At 69.1% G+C, this 15,521-nt stretch carries 15 protein-coding genes and 1 pseudogene; 7 read left to right on the top strand and 9 right to left on the bottom strand.

What is annotated here, in order from left to right:
• Window positions 1-5 precede the first annotated feature (5 nt).
• Window positions 6-1,121, bottom strand: a pseudogene (locus AU195_RS26185) (NCS2 family permease); the annotation flags it as partial.
• Window positions 1,122-1,288: 167 nt separating this feature from the next.
• Between AU195_RS26185 and AU195_RS12995 the strand changes: the two are divergent.
• Entirely contained in the window at window positions 1,289-2,200 is a 912-nt protein-coding gene (locus AU195_RS12995; protein WP_502687340.1) for a LysR family transcriptional regulator ArgP, read from the top strand.
• A 4-nt stretch (window positions 2,201-2,204) separates the two neighbouring features.
• On the opposite strand, the gene AU195_RS12990 is transcribed toward AU195_RS12995, so the two are convergent.
• Window positions 2,205-3,416 carry an NAD(P)/FAD-dependent oxidoreductase gene (locus AU195_RS12990; RefSeq protein ID WP_059159487.1) on the bottom strand — a complete coding sequence of 404 codons (1,212 nt, stop codon included), beginning with the start codon at window positions 3,414-3,416 and terminating at the stop codon, window positions 2,205-2,207.
• A 144-nt stretch (window positions 3,417-3,560) separates the two neighbouring features.
• Here AU195_RS12990 and AU195_RS12985 point away from each other — a divergent pair, with 144 nt between their 5' ends.
• The 4 genes from AU195_RS12985 (at window position 3,561) to AU195_RS12970 (ending at window position 6,590) form a co-directional block, all read left to right on the top strand.
• A complete protein-coding gene (locus AU195_RS12985) occupies window positions 3,561-4,640 on the top strand; it encodes a GGDEF domain-containing protein (RefSeq protein WP_059159486.1) in 1,080 nt (359 codons plus the stop codon).
• A 13-nt stretch (window positions 4,641-4,653) separates the two neighbouring features.
• The gene (gene tenA, locus AU195_RS12980) at window positions 4,654-5,340 is read left to right on the top strand and encodes a thiaminase II (protein WP_059159485.1); all 687 of its coding nucleotides are present in this window, start codon (window positions 4,654-4,656) and stop codon (window positions 5,338-5,340) included.
• Between the two features lie 2 nt (window positions 5,341-5,342).
• A complete protein-coding gene (locus AU195_RS12975; protein ID WP_059159484.1) occupies window positions 5,343-5,972 on the top strand; it encodes a class I SAM-dependent methyltransferase in 630 nt (209 codons plus the stop codon).
• A gap of 66 nt (window positions 5,973-6,038) precedes the next feature.
• Window positions 6,039-6,590 carry a hypothetical protein gene (locus AU195_RS12970; RefSeq protein WP_059159483.1) on the top strand — a complete coding sequence of 184 codons (552 nt, stop codon included), beginning with the start codon at window positions 6,039-6,041 and terminating at the stop codon, window positions 6,588-6,590.
• 173 nt (window positions 6,591-6,763) lie between these two features.
• Here the strand turns inward: AU195_RS12970 and AU195_RS12965 are convergent, their stop codons facing one another.
• Both AU195_RS12965 and AU195_RS12960 read right to left on the bottom strand, forming a co-directional pair.
• Window positions 6,764-7,219 (bottom strand): STAS domain-containing protein, encoded by a 456-nt coding sequence (locus AU195_RS12965; RefSeq protein WP_059159482.1) that lies wholly within the window; start codon window positions 7,217-7,219, stop codon window positions 6,764-6,766.
• Between the two features lie 151 nt (window positions 7,220-7,370).
• Window positions 7,371-8,666 (bottom strand): DNA polymerase domain-containing protein, encoded by a 1,296-nt coding sequence (locus AU195_RS12960; RefSeq protein WP_502687339.1) that lies wholly within the window; start codon window positions 8,664-8,666, stop codon window positions 7,371-7,373.
• Between the two features lie 66 nt (window positions 8,667-8,732).
• Between AU195_RS12960 and fadD2 the strand changes: the two genes are divergently transcribed.
• Window positions 8,733-10,442, top strand: a complete 1,710-nt coding sequence (fadD2, locus tag AU195_RS12955; RefSeq protein WP_059159480.1) for a long-chain-fatty-acid--CoA ligase FadD2 — start codon at window positions 8,733-8,735, stop codon at window positions 10,440-10,442.
• A gap of 4 nt (window positions 10,443-10,446) precedes the next feature.
• Here fadD2 and AU195_RS12950 read toward each other — a convergent pair whose 3' ends face one another.
• Window positions 10,447-10,755, bottom strand: a complete 309-nt coding sequence (locus AU195_RS12950; RefSeq protein ID WP_059159479.1) for a hypothetical protein — start codon at window positions 10,753-10,755, stop codon at window positions 10,447-10,449.
• A gap of 58 nt (window positions 10,756-10,813) precedes the next feature.
• Here AU195_RS12950 and AU195_RS12945 point away from each other — a divergent pair, with 58 nt between their 5' ends.
• Entirely contained in the window at window positions 10,814-11,719 is a 906-nt protein-coding gene (locus AU195_RS12945) for an ADP-ribosylglycohydrolase family protein (protein ID WP_059159478.1), read from the top strand.
• A 1-nt stretch (window position 11,720) separates the two neighbouring features.
• Here the strand turns inward: AU195_RS12945 and AU195_RS12940 are convergent, their stop codons facing one another.
• The 4 genes from AU195_RS12940 to AU195_RS12925 form a co-directional block, all read right to left on the bottom strand.
• A complete protein-coding gene (locus AU195_RS12940) occupies window positions 11,721-11,963 on the bottom strand; it encodes a hypothetical protein (protein ID WP_059159477.1) in 243 nt (80 codons plus the stop codon).
• 167 nt (window positions 11,964-12,130) lie between these two features.
• Window positions 12,131-12,427: a DUF4193 domain-containing protein gene (locus AU195_RS12935; RefSeq protein WP_059159476.1), complete on the bottom strand. Its 297-nt coding sequence runs from the start codon at window positions 12,425-12,427 to the stop codon at window positions 12,131-12,133.
• 100 nt (window positions 12,428-12,527) lie between these two features.
• On the bottom strand, window positions 12,528-14,720 hold the full coding sequence (locus AU195_RS12930) for an acyl-CoA dehydrogenase family protein (protein WP_059159475.1): 2,193 nt from the start codon (window positions 14,718-14,720) through the stop codon (window positions 12,528-12,530).
• A 144-nt stretch (window positions 14,721-14,864) separates the two neighbouring features.
• Complete coding sequence (locus AU195_RS12925; protein ID WP_059159474.1) at window positions 14,865-15,482, bottom strand: TetR/AcrR family transcriptional regulator; 618 nt, start codon at window positions 15,480-15,482, stop codon at window positions 14,865-14,867.
• Between the last annotated feature and the right edge of the window lie 39 nt (window positions 15,483-15,521).

Raw genomic sequence — 15,521 nt, 5'->3', positions numbered from 1 at the left:
ACCGAGAACTCCGACAACTCGATGTGCCGCAGTTGCGACACCATCATCGCGCCCACGATCACCAGGGCCGCCGCCGCCACTTCCGTCGGCACGATCGACGCCAACGGGGAGACGAACATCGCGGCGAGGAACAGGGCGCCGGTGACGAGGTTCGCCAGACCGGTGCGCGCGCCCTCTTCGATGCCGGCGCCGGATTCGATGAACACCGTGTTGGACGACGCCGACGACGCACCGCCGACTGCTGCGCCCGCCCCCTCGACGATCAGCGCGGAGCGCAGTCGCGGGAAGGTGCCCCGATCGTCGGAGAGCCCCGCCTCCCGCGACAGCCCGGTGAACGTGCCCATCGCGTCGAAGAAGTTCGCGAACACCAGGGTGAAGACGAGCATCACCGCCGCGAGGATGCCGATGCGCTCGAAACTGCCGGTCATGCTGAACTCGCCGACCAGCGAGAGGTCCGGCACCGCGAACGGCGAACCGGACAGCTGCGGCACCGACAGGCTCCAGCCGCCGGCCTTGTCCTGCGCCGAACCCAGATCCCAGATCGCCTCGACGACGACGGCGATGACGGTGCCCGCCACCAGCCCGATCAGGATGCCGCCGCGCACCCGCCGCGCGACCAGCACACCGGTGACCAGCAGTGTGACCACGAAGATCACGGTCGGCACCGTGCTGATCGAGCCCAGCCCGCCTGCCCCGAGGCCGACCGGGGGCGAGGCCGATCCGGTCGAACTGACGAAACCGGCGTCGACGAGGCCGATGAACAGGATGAACAACCCGATGCCCGCGGTGATCGCCAGTTTCAGCTGCATCGGCACCGCGTCGAACACCAAGCGGCGCAGCCCGGTGACCGCCAGCAGCACGATGATCAGGCCGTTGATGACGACCAGGCCCATCGCCTCGGGCCAGGTGACCTCGCCGACCACCGTCGTCGCCAGGAACGAGTTGATCCCGAGCCCGGCGGCGAACGCGAACGGCAACCGCGCGATCAGCCCGAAGAGGATCGTCATCACGCCCGCGGCGAGCGCCGTGGTCGCCGAGACCTGGGCGAACTGCAGCGAGTTGCCCTCGACGTCGTCGGAACTCGACAGGATGATCGGGTTCAGCACGATGATGTACGCCATCGCGATGAACGTGACGAGGCCACCACGGACCTCGGCGCCGAGCGTGGAGCCGCGTGCCGAGATCTCGAAGAAGCGATCGAGGCGATTCATGGGACGACCCTAAGGTGCACCGCCGCGGACGGCGAGTCACCACGGCCGGCGCCGGAGGTTTCTAGATTGGGGCGGTGATCACATCTGCTCCCCGACCGCGCGACGAGACCCGCCTCGGCGCCGACCAGCTCGCCGCGCTCGCCGCGGTGGTCGAGTTCGGCAGTTTCGACGCGGCCGCCGCGCATCTGCATGTCACGCCGTCCGCGGTGAGTCAGCGCATCAAAGCGCTCGAACAGCGGGTCGGTCAGGTGCTTGTGGTGCGCGAGAAACCGTGCCGGGCAACGGCGTCCGGTGTACCGCTGCTCCGGCTCGCCGCGCAGACGGCACTCCTGGAGGCCGAGGCGCTCGGCGAGCTCGGCGGTCCGGGCGACACTCGGACGCCACGGGTGGCACTCGCCGTCAACGCCGACTCCATGGCGACGTGGTTCACCACCGTGCTCGGCGACGTCGGCGACGTGCTGTTCGACCTGCGGATCGAGGATCAGGACCACTCGGCGCGGTTGTTGCGCGAAGGGGTGGTGATGGGGGCGGTCACCACCGAGCGCAGCCCGGTGCCCGGCTGCCGGGTGCAGCCACTCGGGGTGATGCGGTACCTGCCCGTCGCGAGCCCGGCGTACGTCGAGCGGCACCTGCGAGACGGGTTCACCGCGGCCACCGTGGCGTACGCGCCGTCGTTGGCGTGGAACCGCGACGATGCGTTGCAGGACATGGTGATCCGCAGAGCCTTCCGCCGTGCGATCACCCGTCCGGTGCACTACGTGCCCACCGCAGAGGGGTTCGGCGCGGCGGTGCGCGCCGGGCTGGGCTGGGGGGCGTACCCGGAACAACTCGCCGCACCCGACCTGGCCGACGGCTCGTTCGTCCGCATCGCCGACGTCCACCTCGACGTCCCGCTGTACTGGCAGTGCTGGAAACTCGACAGCCCGCTCGTGGCCCGGCTCACCGAGGCGGTGCGGTCCGCGGCGGTCGGTCTGACGCGGCGGCGCTGAGGATTCAGACGCGCCCCTTGAGGATGAGGTTCCAGTAGGTGCGGGGTAGGACGTACCGGTCGAACGCCCAGGCGGTGCGGCGGGATTCGAGCGGGTCGACGAACGACGGCAGCGACGACGCCACCGCTCCGGATCGGTCGTACTCCCCGGGGATCAAGCGGTGTGCGTCGGTGGTGACCGGCGCGACGGTGTACCCGTCGTACCGCTGGAGCTGCCCTCCGTCGCGGGCGGCGAGCAGGTTGTCGACCAGGATCGAGATCTGCCTGCGCAGTGCACCGCCCGACGGGTCCGTCTCGACGGCCGCGGCGTCGCCCGCCGCCCACACCTCCGGGAACGTGCGGTGTCGGAAGGTCTCCGGATCGATGTCGATGAGGCCATGGGGTTGCGCATCGGTCAGTCCCGAACCCTCCAGCCACCGGGCTCCGCGGAACGGCGGCACGAGATGCAGCATGTCGTACCGCAGGCGTTCGCCGGCGCCGTCGCGGCCGGTCACGGTGATGCTGGACTGGCCGGGGCTCAACTCGGTCACCGCGGTGTCGAACAGGACGCGCACATCCAGCGCCCGCAGATGCTCGCGCAACCGGGCGTCGATGCGCGGGGCCGGGAGCAGCTCCGGCCGGTCGACGACCAGGGTGATGTCCACACCGGGGAGGCGCCCCGTGCGTTTCCAGTGCGCGGCGGCGAGGAACAGCGGTTTGATGGTCGTCGCGGTGCAGCTCACCGGCGGGCGTGGCACGGTGAACACCGCACGTCCGCCCCGGGGCATGGCCTGCACGAGCCGCCACGTCTCCTCCGCGCGGTCCAGGTAATTGCTGGCGACCGCCGGGCTGTCCAGCGCGGTGTGGATGCCCGGCAGCGCGCCGGTGTCGGGCACCAGGCCCGTGCCGAGGATGAGGTCGCGATAGCGGTAGCGGCGGCCCGTCGCGCACCACACCGTCCGGTCGGACGCGTCGATCATCACCACCGAGTCCTGCAGCCAGGTGCAGCCGCGAGGGGTCACCGACCGCTGGGTCCGTTCGGCGTCACGCATCGACGCCTGCCCGCCGCCGACGTAGGACAGCAACGGCCGGTAGGTGTGGACGCGCTGCGGTTCGATCAGCGCGACGTCGGCGATGCCCTTGCGGATCAGGCGCGCGGCCGCGCTCACCCCGGCATTGCCGCCGCCGACGACGAGGACATCGAAGGTACGATCGACCGGGCCGGCGGTGGTGTCCACGCGCAGGCGTTACCCACGCGGAGGCTTTGCCAACCATGCCGCGCTCGGGAGGTCGGGCCGAATGCTCTGCGCTAGGCTGCGGCGAGCACCGCCGGTGATGTCCAGCGAACTTGCGGGAGCCAGTGGCGAGAAGGGGGATCGCTGGTGCACTCGCTTCGTCGGTGGTGGCGGCAGCCGGACCATTTCGACTGGATCACCGGCTATCTGCGGGCGCGGGGAATGCTCGGGGTGGCGCGGTGGAATCTGGCGTTCAGCACCGCGGCGTTGGCGCTCGTCCCCGCGATCCTGGCGATGGGTTCGCACGGTCCTGACGGTGGCGCCGCCGAGGCGCTGACCCGGGCCGCAGTGCTCGGCGGGCTGATCGTCGCGGTGCTCTGGGCGTTCCGCTGGCCCACGCGCGGTCAATCGATCGCCTACATCCTGGCGGCGAACCTGTTCATCACGCTCGCGTGCTACGTGCAGGACGACCCGATGGTCGGGCTGATGGGCTGTACGGTCTTCGCCACCACCGGCGGCTACATCGCGCTGTTCCACACGCCCGGATACATGGTGTACAACTTCGGCGTCGCGCTGTACGTCGGTGTGCTGCAGACGACCCGGCTCGCGGTCGAGACCTCCGACCCGGCACTGGCCGTCGGCCTGCTCCTTCTGGTCCTGGTGCTCAACATCGCGGTCCCGTTCGCCGTGCAGGCCGTCGTGCACGCGCTCGGCGCGGATCTGCTGCGGGCCGCCCGCGATCCACTCACCGGTCTGCTCAACCGCCGTGCGGTGTACCAGCAGATCGAGCACCTCCTCACCGCGCACCGCGACCGGCACGTCCATCTCGCAGTGGCGGTGATCGACCTCGACGACTTCAAACAACTCAACGACCGTCACGGACACGCGGTCGGTGACGAGGCGCTCGTGGCCGTCGCCCGCGCACTGCGCACCGGGGCCGGTGAGACCGCGGTCGTGGGCCGGCTCGGAGGTGAGGAGTTCCTGCTCGCCGATCTTCTCGAGGCCGGCCAGATCGACGACTGGGCCCAGCGCATGTGCACTGCGGTGGAAGTGGTCCCGTACCGGGTCACCGCCAGCGTCGGTGTCGCGGCGGTGTGCCTGCCGGTCGAGGAGGAGGGCCAGGCCGTGATCCACATGCTCATCGGCGCTGCCGACCACGCCATGTACGCGGCCAAGCGTGCCGGCGGCAACGGGTTCCGGCACGACGACCGCACCGCCTGCTGCTGATACGTTGACCGCGATGGACGCGCCCGATGAATCGACGAAGACCTGGTCACTGCGGCTGTGGGACGAGACCGAGCCGATCTTCTCGGCGATCATGGCCCACCCGTTCATATCGGGGCTCACCGACGGCACCCTGGACTCGGAGGTCTTCGCGCACTACGTCGCCCAGGACGTGCACTATCTGCGGGACTACGCGCGGGCGCTCGCGGTGGTCGGCGCGAAGGCCCCGACCCTGGCGGACACCGCGATGTTCGCCCGCCACGCCTCGGACATCGTCGAGGTGGAGTTGTCGTTGCACCGGACCCTGCTCCCCGAGATCGGGCTGGACCCCGCCGACGTGGACCGGGTGCCGGTGGCGCCGACCACCCGCGCCTACACCAGCTACCTGCTCGCCGCGGCCTACGGTGGCAGCTTCGCCGAAGGCCTCGCCGCGGTCCTGCCGTGCTACTGGATCTATGCCCGGGTGGGTGAGGAGTTGATCAAGCGGGGCTCGCCCGACGCCCGCTACCAACGGTGGATCGACAGCTACGGGGGTGAGGAGTTCGCCGCCACCGTCGCGCAGGTCCTCGACGTCACCGACCGCACGGGTCCCGTGCTGACGACCCCGGAGGAAGCGGCGGCGCGTGCCCACTTCGTCACGACGTCGCGGTACGAGTGGATGTTCTTCGACGCGGCGCACCGCCGCGAGGTCTGGCCGGTCTGATCATGTCGCCACACTCCTTTGACGCTCCCGTTCGACGGTGGGAGGACATCCCGGGCTGGTTCGGCTGGCGGCAGGCCCAGGAGGAGGCCGTCGCGCATTTCACCGACGGCGACCGGTTCGTCGAGGTGGGCAGCTATCTCGGCCGGAGCCTGTGCTCTCTGGCCGAGGTCGTGCAGCGGTCGGGCCGGCGGATCGGCATCCTCGGCGTGGACACGTGCCGGGGGAGCGGTCCCGAAGGTGCCCGCGAGGTCAACGCCCACGGGCCGGCCGTCGAGTTCGGCGGGGGCACGTTCGCCGGGCTGCTGCACCGCAACGTCATCGCCTGCGGGTTCGCCGACTCGGTCGCGTTGCTGATCACCGACTCGGTGGCGGCATCACGGATGTTCGACGACGAATCGCTGGCGTGGGTGCACATCGACGCCCGGCACGACTACGAGAGCGTGTGCGCCGACATCGCGGCGTGGGCGCCGAAAGTGAGGCCCGGCGGCTGGTTGTCGGGGGACGACTACCACCCGGAGTGGTGGCCGGGGGTGGTGTCCGCGGTGAGCGACAGCCTGCCGGACGCCGGCGAATGGACCCCCGGGCAGTGGCGCTGGGTCAAGGGCGACGTCGCGGCGGAGTCCACCGGCTAGCAGGCCGTTTACCGCCCACGGCCCAGGGTATGCGCGGACTCAACGACAACTGATCGAGGAGTTCTCATGGCCCGCGCCACCATCTTTCACCAACTGCACGATCTCGGCCTCGCTGCCTGGTTCGGCGGGACCCTGGCCAACGCCGTCGCCCTGAACCCGGCCGCCGCGTCGGGCGGTGACCCCAGGCGAGCCGGTGCGGTCGCGAACGAGGGCTGGGACCGCTGGACACCGGTGAACGCCGCCGCGATCGGAGTGCACCTGGTCGGCGCCGCCGGTCTGCTCAAACACGACCTCGGTCGGATGCGCGTCCAACAGGGTGTGCCCACCATGGCCGCGACCAAGACGGTGCTGACCGTCGCCGCGCTCGGCGTCACGGCGTACAGCCGCATGCTCGGCCAGAAGGTCTCCGCGCACCGCGACGTCCCGGTCTCCGACGGCACCACGCCGGCTGCCACGACTCCGCCTGAGGTGGCTTCCGCGCAGAAGCAGCTCACGATGTTGCAGTGGGCGGTTCCCGCGCTGACCGGCGCGCTCACCGCCATCGGTGCATACGCCGCCGAGCAGTACCGGCCCGAGGAAGTGTCCAGAGGTGTGGTGCAGCGTCTGCTGCCGTCCTGACCCTTTCTGAGAGACCCCCTGACGCCGACGCGCCGCCACGGTGATCACCGTGGCGGCGCGTGCCGGCAAAGGTTCGGTTCAGGCGGCGGAGTGCACCTGGTGGACGTGGTGCCTACGCTTGAGCAGAAATGTCAGCCAACGAACGTCGATGAGCATGTGTTTGCCTTTCCGTGTCAGGCTGTCTTGGTCAAGAGGGGGAGCAGGCGGCGCCGCGCCAGGATGCCCTCGCTGAAGTGATGCAGGGCTTCCGGAACGGATGCAGTCACCGGAACGTCGTCGAGCGTGCCGGAGGCGCGCAGCACCTGCAGAACGGGTTGGCTTCCGATCACCGACCATTCGACGTCGGCATCGGCGCAACGGCCGTCGATTTCATAGAACAGTGAGAGCCCTTCTGCGGCAAAGGAACTCACACCACTGAGATCGAGGATGAACGGCTTCTCGGCGAGGACGAAGCGCCTCGCGTACTCCGCGACGCACGACAGGTTGTCGGCGTCGATGTCGCCCGTGACCGAGACGACCGTTGCGAGTTGACGGCAATGGGCCCGCATCCGGACGCGATCGCAGTCGAATGACGGGTTGCCATAGTGGAAGGCGCTGTGTGAACCAGTGGATGTGCTCGTGAGCGTCATGAGCGGTCTCCCGTCGGCGTTTCGCTGGAATGGCTTCGTTGTTTTGCCACCTCAACGTGACCCCAAAGTTATGCGGCGAATTTAAGGCCGCTGGGAGCTACCGCTAAACCTTTGGTAAGAGTTGCTATTCGCGGGACTCGTGATGCGATTGTTACCGGTCGGTATCCGTGTCGTGCCGCGGCTGCGCGCCCGCCTGGGGACCGGTGTAGTTCGCCCACGGGCTGTAGTCCGCCAGCAGGGGTTCCTGCGGTGGACGCTGCTCCTCCGGGACGTGCTGGAGGTTGATCCGGATCCGGTACCAGATGGAGCTGGGGCCGCGCATCCCGTCGACGAGGACATCGGGTGGCTGGAGCCGGTCCGCCGCTGCGGGATGGCGCTGACGCCAGGTGTCGAGTGCGGCCAGTGCCTCGTCCTTGGTCTTGGTGCGGGCGATCTCGATGAGCGGCATCACCGACTGGCGCCGGCCGGTGCCGCCACCCCCGGACCGCTTGGCGCCACGCGGTGCCTTCTCGGCCGGCCCCAGCCGGTCGGCGAGGTCGAGCAGCGCGTCCAACCGCCCGGGATGGTCGTCCATCGATTCCCACGGATCACCGATGTCGGCGTAGCGGGCGGGCACGGTCGCGACGGTGAACGCCTCAGGCCGGCATCCCGGCACCTCGTCCCAGCGCAGCGGGGTGGACACCCGGGCGTCCGGGGTGGCACGTACCGAATACGCCGACGCGACGGTGCGGTCGAAGGCGTTCTGGTTGAAGTCGACGAACACGCCTTCGCGTTCCTCTTTCCACCAGCGGCTCGTCGCGAGGTCCGGCGCGCGCCGCTCCACCTCGCGCGCCACCGTCTGGGCCGCCAGCCGCACGAACTTGAACGGCCAGCGCGGTTCGATCCGGGCATAGATGTGGAAGCCGCGCGAACCCGACGTCTTCGGCCACGCGGTGAGCCCGTGGTCCTCGAGCACGTCGCGCGCGACCAATGCGACGTCCACGATCTGCTGCCATTCCACGCCGGGCATCGGATCGAGGTCGACGCGCAGTTCGTCGGGATGGGCGAGATCGCCCGAGCGGGTCGGGTGCGGGTTCAGGTCGACGCATCCGACGTTCACTGCCCACGCCAGACCGGCGGCGTCGTGGATGACCGCTTCGGCGGCCGAGGTGCCCGACGCGTACTTCAACTCCGCGACGTCGACGTAGTCGGGACGCTTGGCCGGCGCGCGCTTCTGGAACACGGCCTCCTCGGTGATGCCCTTGACGAACCGTTTGAGGATCATCGGCCGGTCGGCCACGCCGCGCAGGGCGCCGTCGGCGACGGCCAGGTAGTACTCGATCAGGTCGAGTTTGGTGACCGGGGGCCTGCCGTCGTACGCGTCGAAGACGACCTTGTCGGGGTGGGTTACGGTCAGCGCGCGACCGGCGATGTCCAGCGTCAGGCCCTGCGCCCGGGATCCGGCCATGTCAGCCATGGTAGGGACTGGTCGATACCCGTCTCGGCTGCGACATGGCTCACATATTGTGGTGAGATGCCGAAGCTCACTGAACTCTCGTCGCAGGTTGCTGAGAAGGCCAAGCTCTACATCGACCGCGGTGCCGCCGAATTGCACTACGCCCGAAAGATGTTCGAGGCGGGCGCCTTACAGCTCGAACCGCCGCAGAACATGGCCGCCTTCGTCGCCGACATGCGTCGGTGGGGTGAGTTCGGGATGATCCCGGCGCTCAACGCCCGTCGCACCCCGGACCGTCGCGCGGTCATCGACGACGAGGGGGAGATGACCTACGCCGAACTCGACGAGGCCGCCCACGCCGTCGCGCACGCACTGCTGGCCAAGGGGATCAAGGGTGGCGACGGCGTCGCGATCCTGGCGCGCAACCACCGCTGGTTCCTGGTCGCCGTCTACGGCGCCGCCCGCACGGGAGCGCGCATCATCCTGCTCAACAGCGAGTTCTCCGGCCCGCAGATCAAGGAGGTGTCCGAACGCGAGGGCGCCAAACTGATCATCCACGACGACGAGTACTCCAAGGCGGTGTCGGCTGCCAACCCCGAGAAGGGATTCCTGCGGGCGCTGCCCACCAACCCCGACAACGACGAGCCCACCGAGAGCGACGCCCAGACACTCGCCGACATCGTCGCGAGCGGCGACAAGACGCCGGCGCCGAAGGTGACCAAGCATTCGTCGGTCATCATCCTCACCAGCGGCACCACCGGGACACCCAAGGGCGCCAACCGCAAGCCACCGCTGTCGCTCGCGCCGATCGGTGGCGTGCTGTCGCACGTGCCGTTCAAATCCGGTGAGGTCACCCTGCTGCCCGCGCCCATGTTCCACGCGCTGGGTTATCTGCACGCCACGATCGGCATGATGCTGGGGTCGACGCTGGTGCTGCGGCGGCGCTTCAAACCGGCCACCGTGCTCGCCGACGTCGAGAAGCACAAGGCGTCGGCGATGGTGGTCGTGCCGGTGATGCTGTCCCGGATCCTGGACCACATCGAGACGTTGGACACCAAACCCGACCTGTCCTCGCTGCGGATCGTGTTCGTCTCGGGTTCGCAGTTGGGCTCCGAATCGGCGACCAGGGCGATGAAGGACATCGGCCCGGTCATCTACAACCTGTACGGCTCGACCGAGATCGCGTTCGCGACCATCGCCCGGCCGGAGGATCTGCAGAAGAACCCGGCGACGGTCGGTCCGGTCGTCAAGGGGGTGCGGGTCAAACTCTTCGACGAGAACGGCAAAGAGGTTCCGCGCGGTGAGGTGGGCCGGATCTTCGTCGGTACGACCTTCCCGTTCGAGGGGTACACCGGCGGCGGCCACAAGCAGATCATCGACGGGCTGATGTCCTCCGGTGATGTCGGCTACTTCGACGAAGACGGCCTGCTCTACGTGTCGGGACGCGACGACGAGATGATCGTGTCCGGGGGTGAGAACGTCTTCCCCGCCGAGGTGGAGGATCTCATCAGTGGCCATCCGGAGGTGGTCGAGGCGACCGCACTCGGCGTCGAGGACAAGGAGTGGGGACACCGGCTGCGGGCATTCGTCGTCAAGGCCGAGAACGCATCAATCGACGAGGAGGGCATCAAGCGCTACGTCAAGGAACACCTGGCGCGGTACAAGGTGCCCCGCGAGGTCGTCTTCCTCGACGAACTGCCGCGTAACCCGACCGGCAAGATCCTCAAACGCGAACTGCGCGAGATCGATCTGGACGGGTCGGAGGGGGACGGCGAGAAGGCGGAATAGCCCGTCAATCGGTCAGCGCCGACCCCGGCACCGACAGGCACAGCAGGAACAACATGAACAGGAACCACCCCGCGCCGTGCCAGATCGGCCACGTGCCACGGACTCTCCACACCCGGTACGTCTGGATGAACGCACCCACGCCGCCCGCGAACAGCACGACGGGGACGAGGACCGCGGCGATGAGCGACCGGTCGCCGGGGATCGCGTAGGCCGCGAAGCACACCGCCGCGACCGCGATCACCGCGATGTCGTACTTGACGGCCGCGCGGAAGGTCTGCGGATCACGCCAGCGTTTCTCCACATCGTCGGTCATGCGCACCGGTTTCCCGGGACGCCACGGGGGAAACGGTCGGCGCGGACAATCGAGACGTATGGACATCACACACGTAGCCGCCCGCATCCGGGCGGGTCTGCTCGCCTACGCGGCGGGCGATGCGGCGGGCGTGCCCTGGGAGGGCTGCCGGGCCGCTGAGGTCTCCCGTCCGGAAATCGACGAACTCCCGAGCCGAGGGGACTGGCCGTCCGGAGTCACCTCCGACGACACGGCGCTGACCCTGCTGGTCGCGGACTATCTGCGCGAGCGCGGGGCGGTGGTCGACGAGGCGGATTTCTTGACCCGGCTCGCCGCGGCCGCACCGCACATCCGCGGGATCGGGCCCAGCACCCGCGCGGCGGTCCAGCGGTTCGGCAACAGCGGGGCACTGCATGCCGACGGCGGCGACACGAACGGCGCCGCGATGCGGGCGCTGCCGATCGGATGGGCGATCGCCGACGACGATCTGCGCCGCCGCGTCACCACCGGTCTGTCGCGGACCACGCATGGGGCGGCGCCGGCGGTGGCTGCTGCCTGTATCGCGGCGGCGATGGCGTCGGCGGCTGTGGACGGCGTGGCGCCGGTCGACGCGGCGGGGCCTGAGATCGCCTGGGCGGAAAACGAATTTAAGATCGACCTCGCACCGGTGCGGCATGCCGTCGAGGGCAGGTGGCGACCGGGCCCCGACGGGGTGTCGCTGGACGCCGTCGACGCGGTGGCGGCGGTCATCGACGTGGTCCGGCTCGCCACTCAGCGACGGCTGCCGATCGCCGAGGCGTTGCGCTACGCGGTGTCGCTCGGCGGTGACACCGACACGGCCGCCGCGATCGCGGGCGGGATACTCGGCGGTCGCACGCCGCAGACGCCGGACATCCCGTGGCTGGACCGCGTCGACCTGCCCGACAGCGCGACGCTCGACGGGCTCAGCGCCGCGCTGGCCGAGCTGCGGGCTTCGACGGGTTGACTCAGCCGGCGGCCGGACCTGCCGCCTGCGAACCCTGGAGCCGGCCGAGGAACTCGTGACACTGCCGTGCCCGTGCGGAGTCCTCGGACATCACCTGTTCGAAGAACGACGCGACGTCGTCCATCCCTGCGTTCCGGGCGTCCCGCACGTACTGCCCGTAGTCGTGTCCGGCTTTCAGTGAGTGGTACTGCACCGAGATCAGGTCGTACGTCACATCGTCGAAGCCGGTCTCTCCGGTGGCCATGGTCGTTCCTTTCGCCGTTCGGACCGATGCGCACAACGCCGTACCCGGCGATCGGTGAGGTAAACGCGGCGGCTCGACCGGATCAGTGCTGCACCGGGGAAATCGACGTGATCACAACACTTCTCGATCACTTCGAGACCGTGGCGGCCTGCGCCGCCCCGATCACGTCAGGCGCAGTCGGCGCAGATCATCGTTCCGTTCGTGTCGCGCGCCAACCGGCTGCGGTGGAACACGAGGAAACAGCTACTGCAGGTGAATTCGTCGGCCTGCTTGGGGATGACCCGCACGGTGAGCTCCTCGCCGGACAGGTCGGCCCCGGGGAGTTCGACGGGGTCCAGCGGGTCGGAGTCCTCGAGGTCGAGAACCGCCGTGCGGGCGTCGGCGCGCCCCACCGGCAGCTCGTCGAGCGAGTCGGATTCCAGGTCTTCTTGCTTACGGCGAGGTGCGTCGTAGTCAACGGTCATGATGGCTGCCTCTTGGGTTGTGGCGGGAACTGCACAGCACTCAACGGACGCTGATCGCCCCTTGTTCCCGCCCCGTCGACTGATCAAACCCCGCAGCGGATTACGGGTCGCGCGGCAGCCCGAGCAGCCGTTCGGCGATGATGTTGAGCTGCACCTCCGAGGTGCCGCCGTAGATCGTCGTCGCCCGGCTGCCCAGCAGGTACTCCACCCACGTGAATTCCAGGGAATCCGGTTCGGCGATCACGCCGTCGGTGCCGAACGAGGACACCGCGAACTCCGCGTATCCCTGACCGGTCTTCATCGACAGCAGTTTGGAGATGGCGGCCGAGGGCATGGCGTCGCCGCCGGCCAGCGTCAGCAGGGTCGAGCGCAGATTCAGCAGTTTGGCGGCGTGCCCTTCGGCGATCAGCTGGCCGGCCTTGTTCTGGCCGATCTGGTCGAAGTGCCCGTCGCGGATGAACTCGACGAAACCGTCGAGGGTGGCGAGGAACGGCGGTTCGCTGCTGCCGATCGACACCCGCTCGTTGGTCAGGGTGTTGCGGCTGACCTCCCAGCCGCGGTCGACCTCACCGAGGACCAGTTCGTCGGGGACGAACACGTCGTCGATGAACACGGTGTTGAACATCGCGTTGCCGGTCAGCTCGCGCAGCGGTTTGACCTCGACGCCTTCGCTGTTCATGTCGAGCAGGAAGTACGTGATGCCGTTGTGCTTCGGGGCGCTGGGATCCGTGCGCGCGAGCAACGCACCCCACTGCGAGTACTGCGCCCCGGTGGTCCAGATCTTCTGGCCGGTGATGCGCCAGCCACCGTCGACCTTGGTGGCCTTGGTGGTCAGGCTCGCCAGATCCGATCCTGCGCCCGGTTCGGAGAACAGCTGGCACCAGATCATCTCGCCGCGGAACGTGGGCGGCAGGAACCGCTGCTTCTGGTCGTCGGTGCCGAACGCCACGATCGACGGGATCAGCCATGCGGCGATGCCCATCTGCGGTCGCTTGACCCGCCCGGCCGCGAACTCCTGGGCGATGATGATCTGCTCGACGGGTCCGGCGCCGCGGCCCCACGGGGTCGGCAGATGCGGCACCACCCAGCCGCCCTCGGCGATCGCGACGGTGCGCTCCTCGCGCGGCAGTGCCTTGAGCGCGGCGACCTCGGCGCGAATCTCCTCGCGCAGCTTCTCGGTGTCGGGGTCGAGGTCGATGTTGATCGGCCGCATGCCCGTGGCCGTCGCGGTGTCGACGACGTGCTGCGGGTAGTCGGCCCGGCGGCCGAAGGCGGCGGCGAGCACCAGCGCGCGACGGTAGTACACGTTCGTGTCGTGCTCCCAGGTGAAGCCGATGCCCCCGTGGACCTGGATGCACTCCTGGACGCAGTGCTGCGCGGCGGTCGGCGCCAGCGTGGCGGCGACGGCCGCGGCGAACTCGAAATGCGTTTCCTCGGACGTGGCTTCGCGAACGTCGTCGAGCGCACGGGCCGCGTCCCACACCGCGGCGGTGGCCCGCTCGGTCTGGGCGATCATGTCGGCGCACTTGTGCTTGATGGCCTGGAACTGGCCGATCGGCCTGCCGAACTGCTCGCGGATCTTCGCGTACGCCGACGCCGTGTCGGTCGCCCACCGCGCGACACCGATGGCCTCGGCGGACAGCAGCGTGACGATCAGGGCGCGCGCCATGGCGGGACTGAGCTTGTCCAGCACGCGGTCATCGGTGACCTCGACGGCGTTGGCGCGGACGTGGGCCACCGGCCGCAGCGGGTCGACACTTCGCACCGGTTCGATCTCGAGCTGATCGGCGTCGAGGACAACCCATTCGTCACCCGAGTCGATCGCGACCGGGAGGACCAGCACCGAGGCCTGGGCGGCGGCGGGAACGGCCCGCACCTCGCCGCGGATGACCAGTCCGTCGCCATGCCGGGTGGCGGTCAGGCCCGAGTCGATCGCGTAGGCGGCGATGACGTCACCGGAGGCGAGCCCGCTGAGCACCTTGGCGTCGGGGTCATGCGCGGCGATCAGCGCGCTCGCGATGGCCGACGGCACGAACGGCCCGGGCGCGGCGCCGTAGCCGAATTCGGCGAGCACGATGGCGAGTTCGAGGATGCCGAAGCCCTGCCCCCCTGCGGATTCCGGCAGGTGCACACCCTGCAGTCCCTGCTCCGCGGCCGCCTTCCAGAAGGGCGGCGGGTTGGGGATCGGGTTCTCGAGCGCCTCGTGGAGCACCTCAGACGGCGCGACGCGCGCCACCAGTGACCGCACCGAGTCGGCGAGATCGTTGTGCTCTTCGTTGATTGCGATGGGCATAGCTTCGTTGCCTTCCCTATTAACCGCTTGGTTGGGAGCTACGTTACCTCGCGGATTGGCTCTGGCGGAGATTGCACTGGCGGCTGTGCGCTCTCGCTGCCGCACGACCGTGAGCGCAATCTTTCGCGGGTTCAGCTCGAGGTCTCAGTACAACCGCGGATCGGCCAGCTGGTCGATCATCACGGTGAGCTGGTCGACGAGCTCGTCCGGTTCGAGCGCCACGTCGCCGGCCAGCCAGGCGCTGATCGTCTGCCCGACCCCGCCGACCACGAAGTGCGCGGCCGCCTTGATGCGGTCGTTCTCGGACTGTCGCAGCGCCGCGCTGGCATGCCTGCCGGACAGCATCGCGAACAGGGCGCCGGATTCGGCGCGTTTGCGCACCACGACGGTGTTGGACAGCTGCGAACTGAACAGCAGCCGGCCGATGCGGGGGTCCTCCGAGATGGTGCGGACGATGTCGGACATCACCGCCCGGCTCTGGGCTCGCTGCGGCGCGGCGGCCGCGGCGGCCTGTGTCGTGGTCGCGATTCCGGTGATCACCCAGTCGAAGACCGCCGCGACGAAATCGTCCTTGTCGGGGAAGCATTCGTAGAAGTACCGGACGGCCACCCCGGCCCGGCCGCAGATCGCCCGGACGGTGAGTTCGGCCAGATCGTGTTCGGCCGAACCGAGCAGGTCGAGGCCGGCCTCGAGGAAGCGCTGCCTGCGCTGCGCGAGCCGTTCGGGCGCCTCGACGCCGCGATAGGGCCGGACCTGTCCCATGCACCCATCTTGACACCCGTCGATGCGTCAGGAGAAAAT

The organism is Mycobacterium sp. IS-1496, assembly GCF_001499995.1.
In the GTDB taxonomy this organism is placed as follows: Bacteria; Actinomycetota; Actinomycetes; order Mycobacteriales; family Mycobacteriaceae; genus Mycobacterium.
The sequence above is the reverse complement of the archived record's forward strand: the minus strand, read 5'-3'. Positions and strand labels throughout refer to the sequence as shown.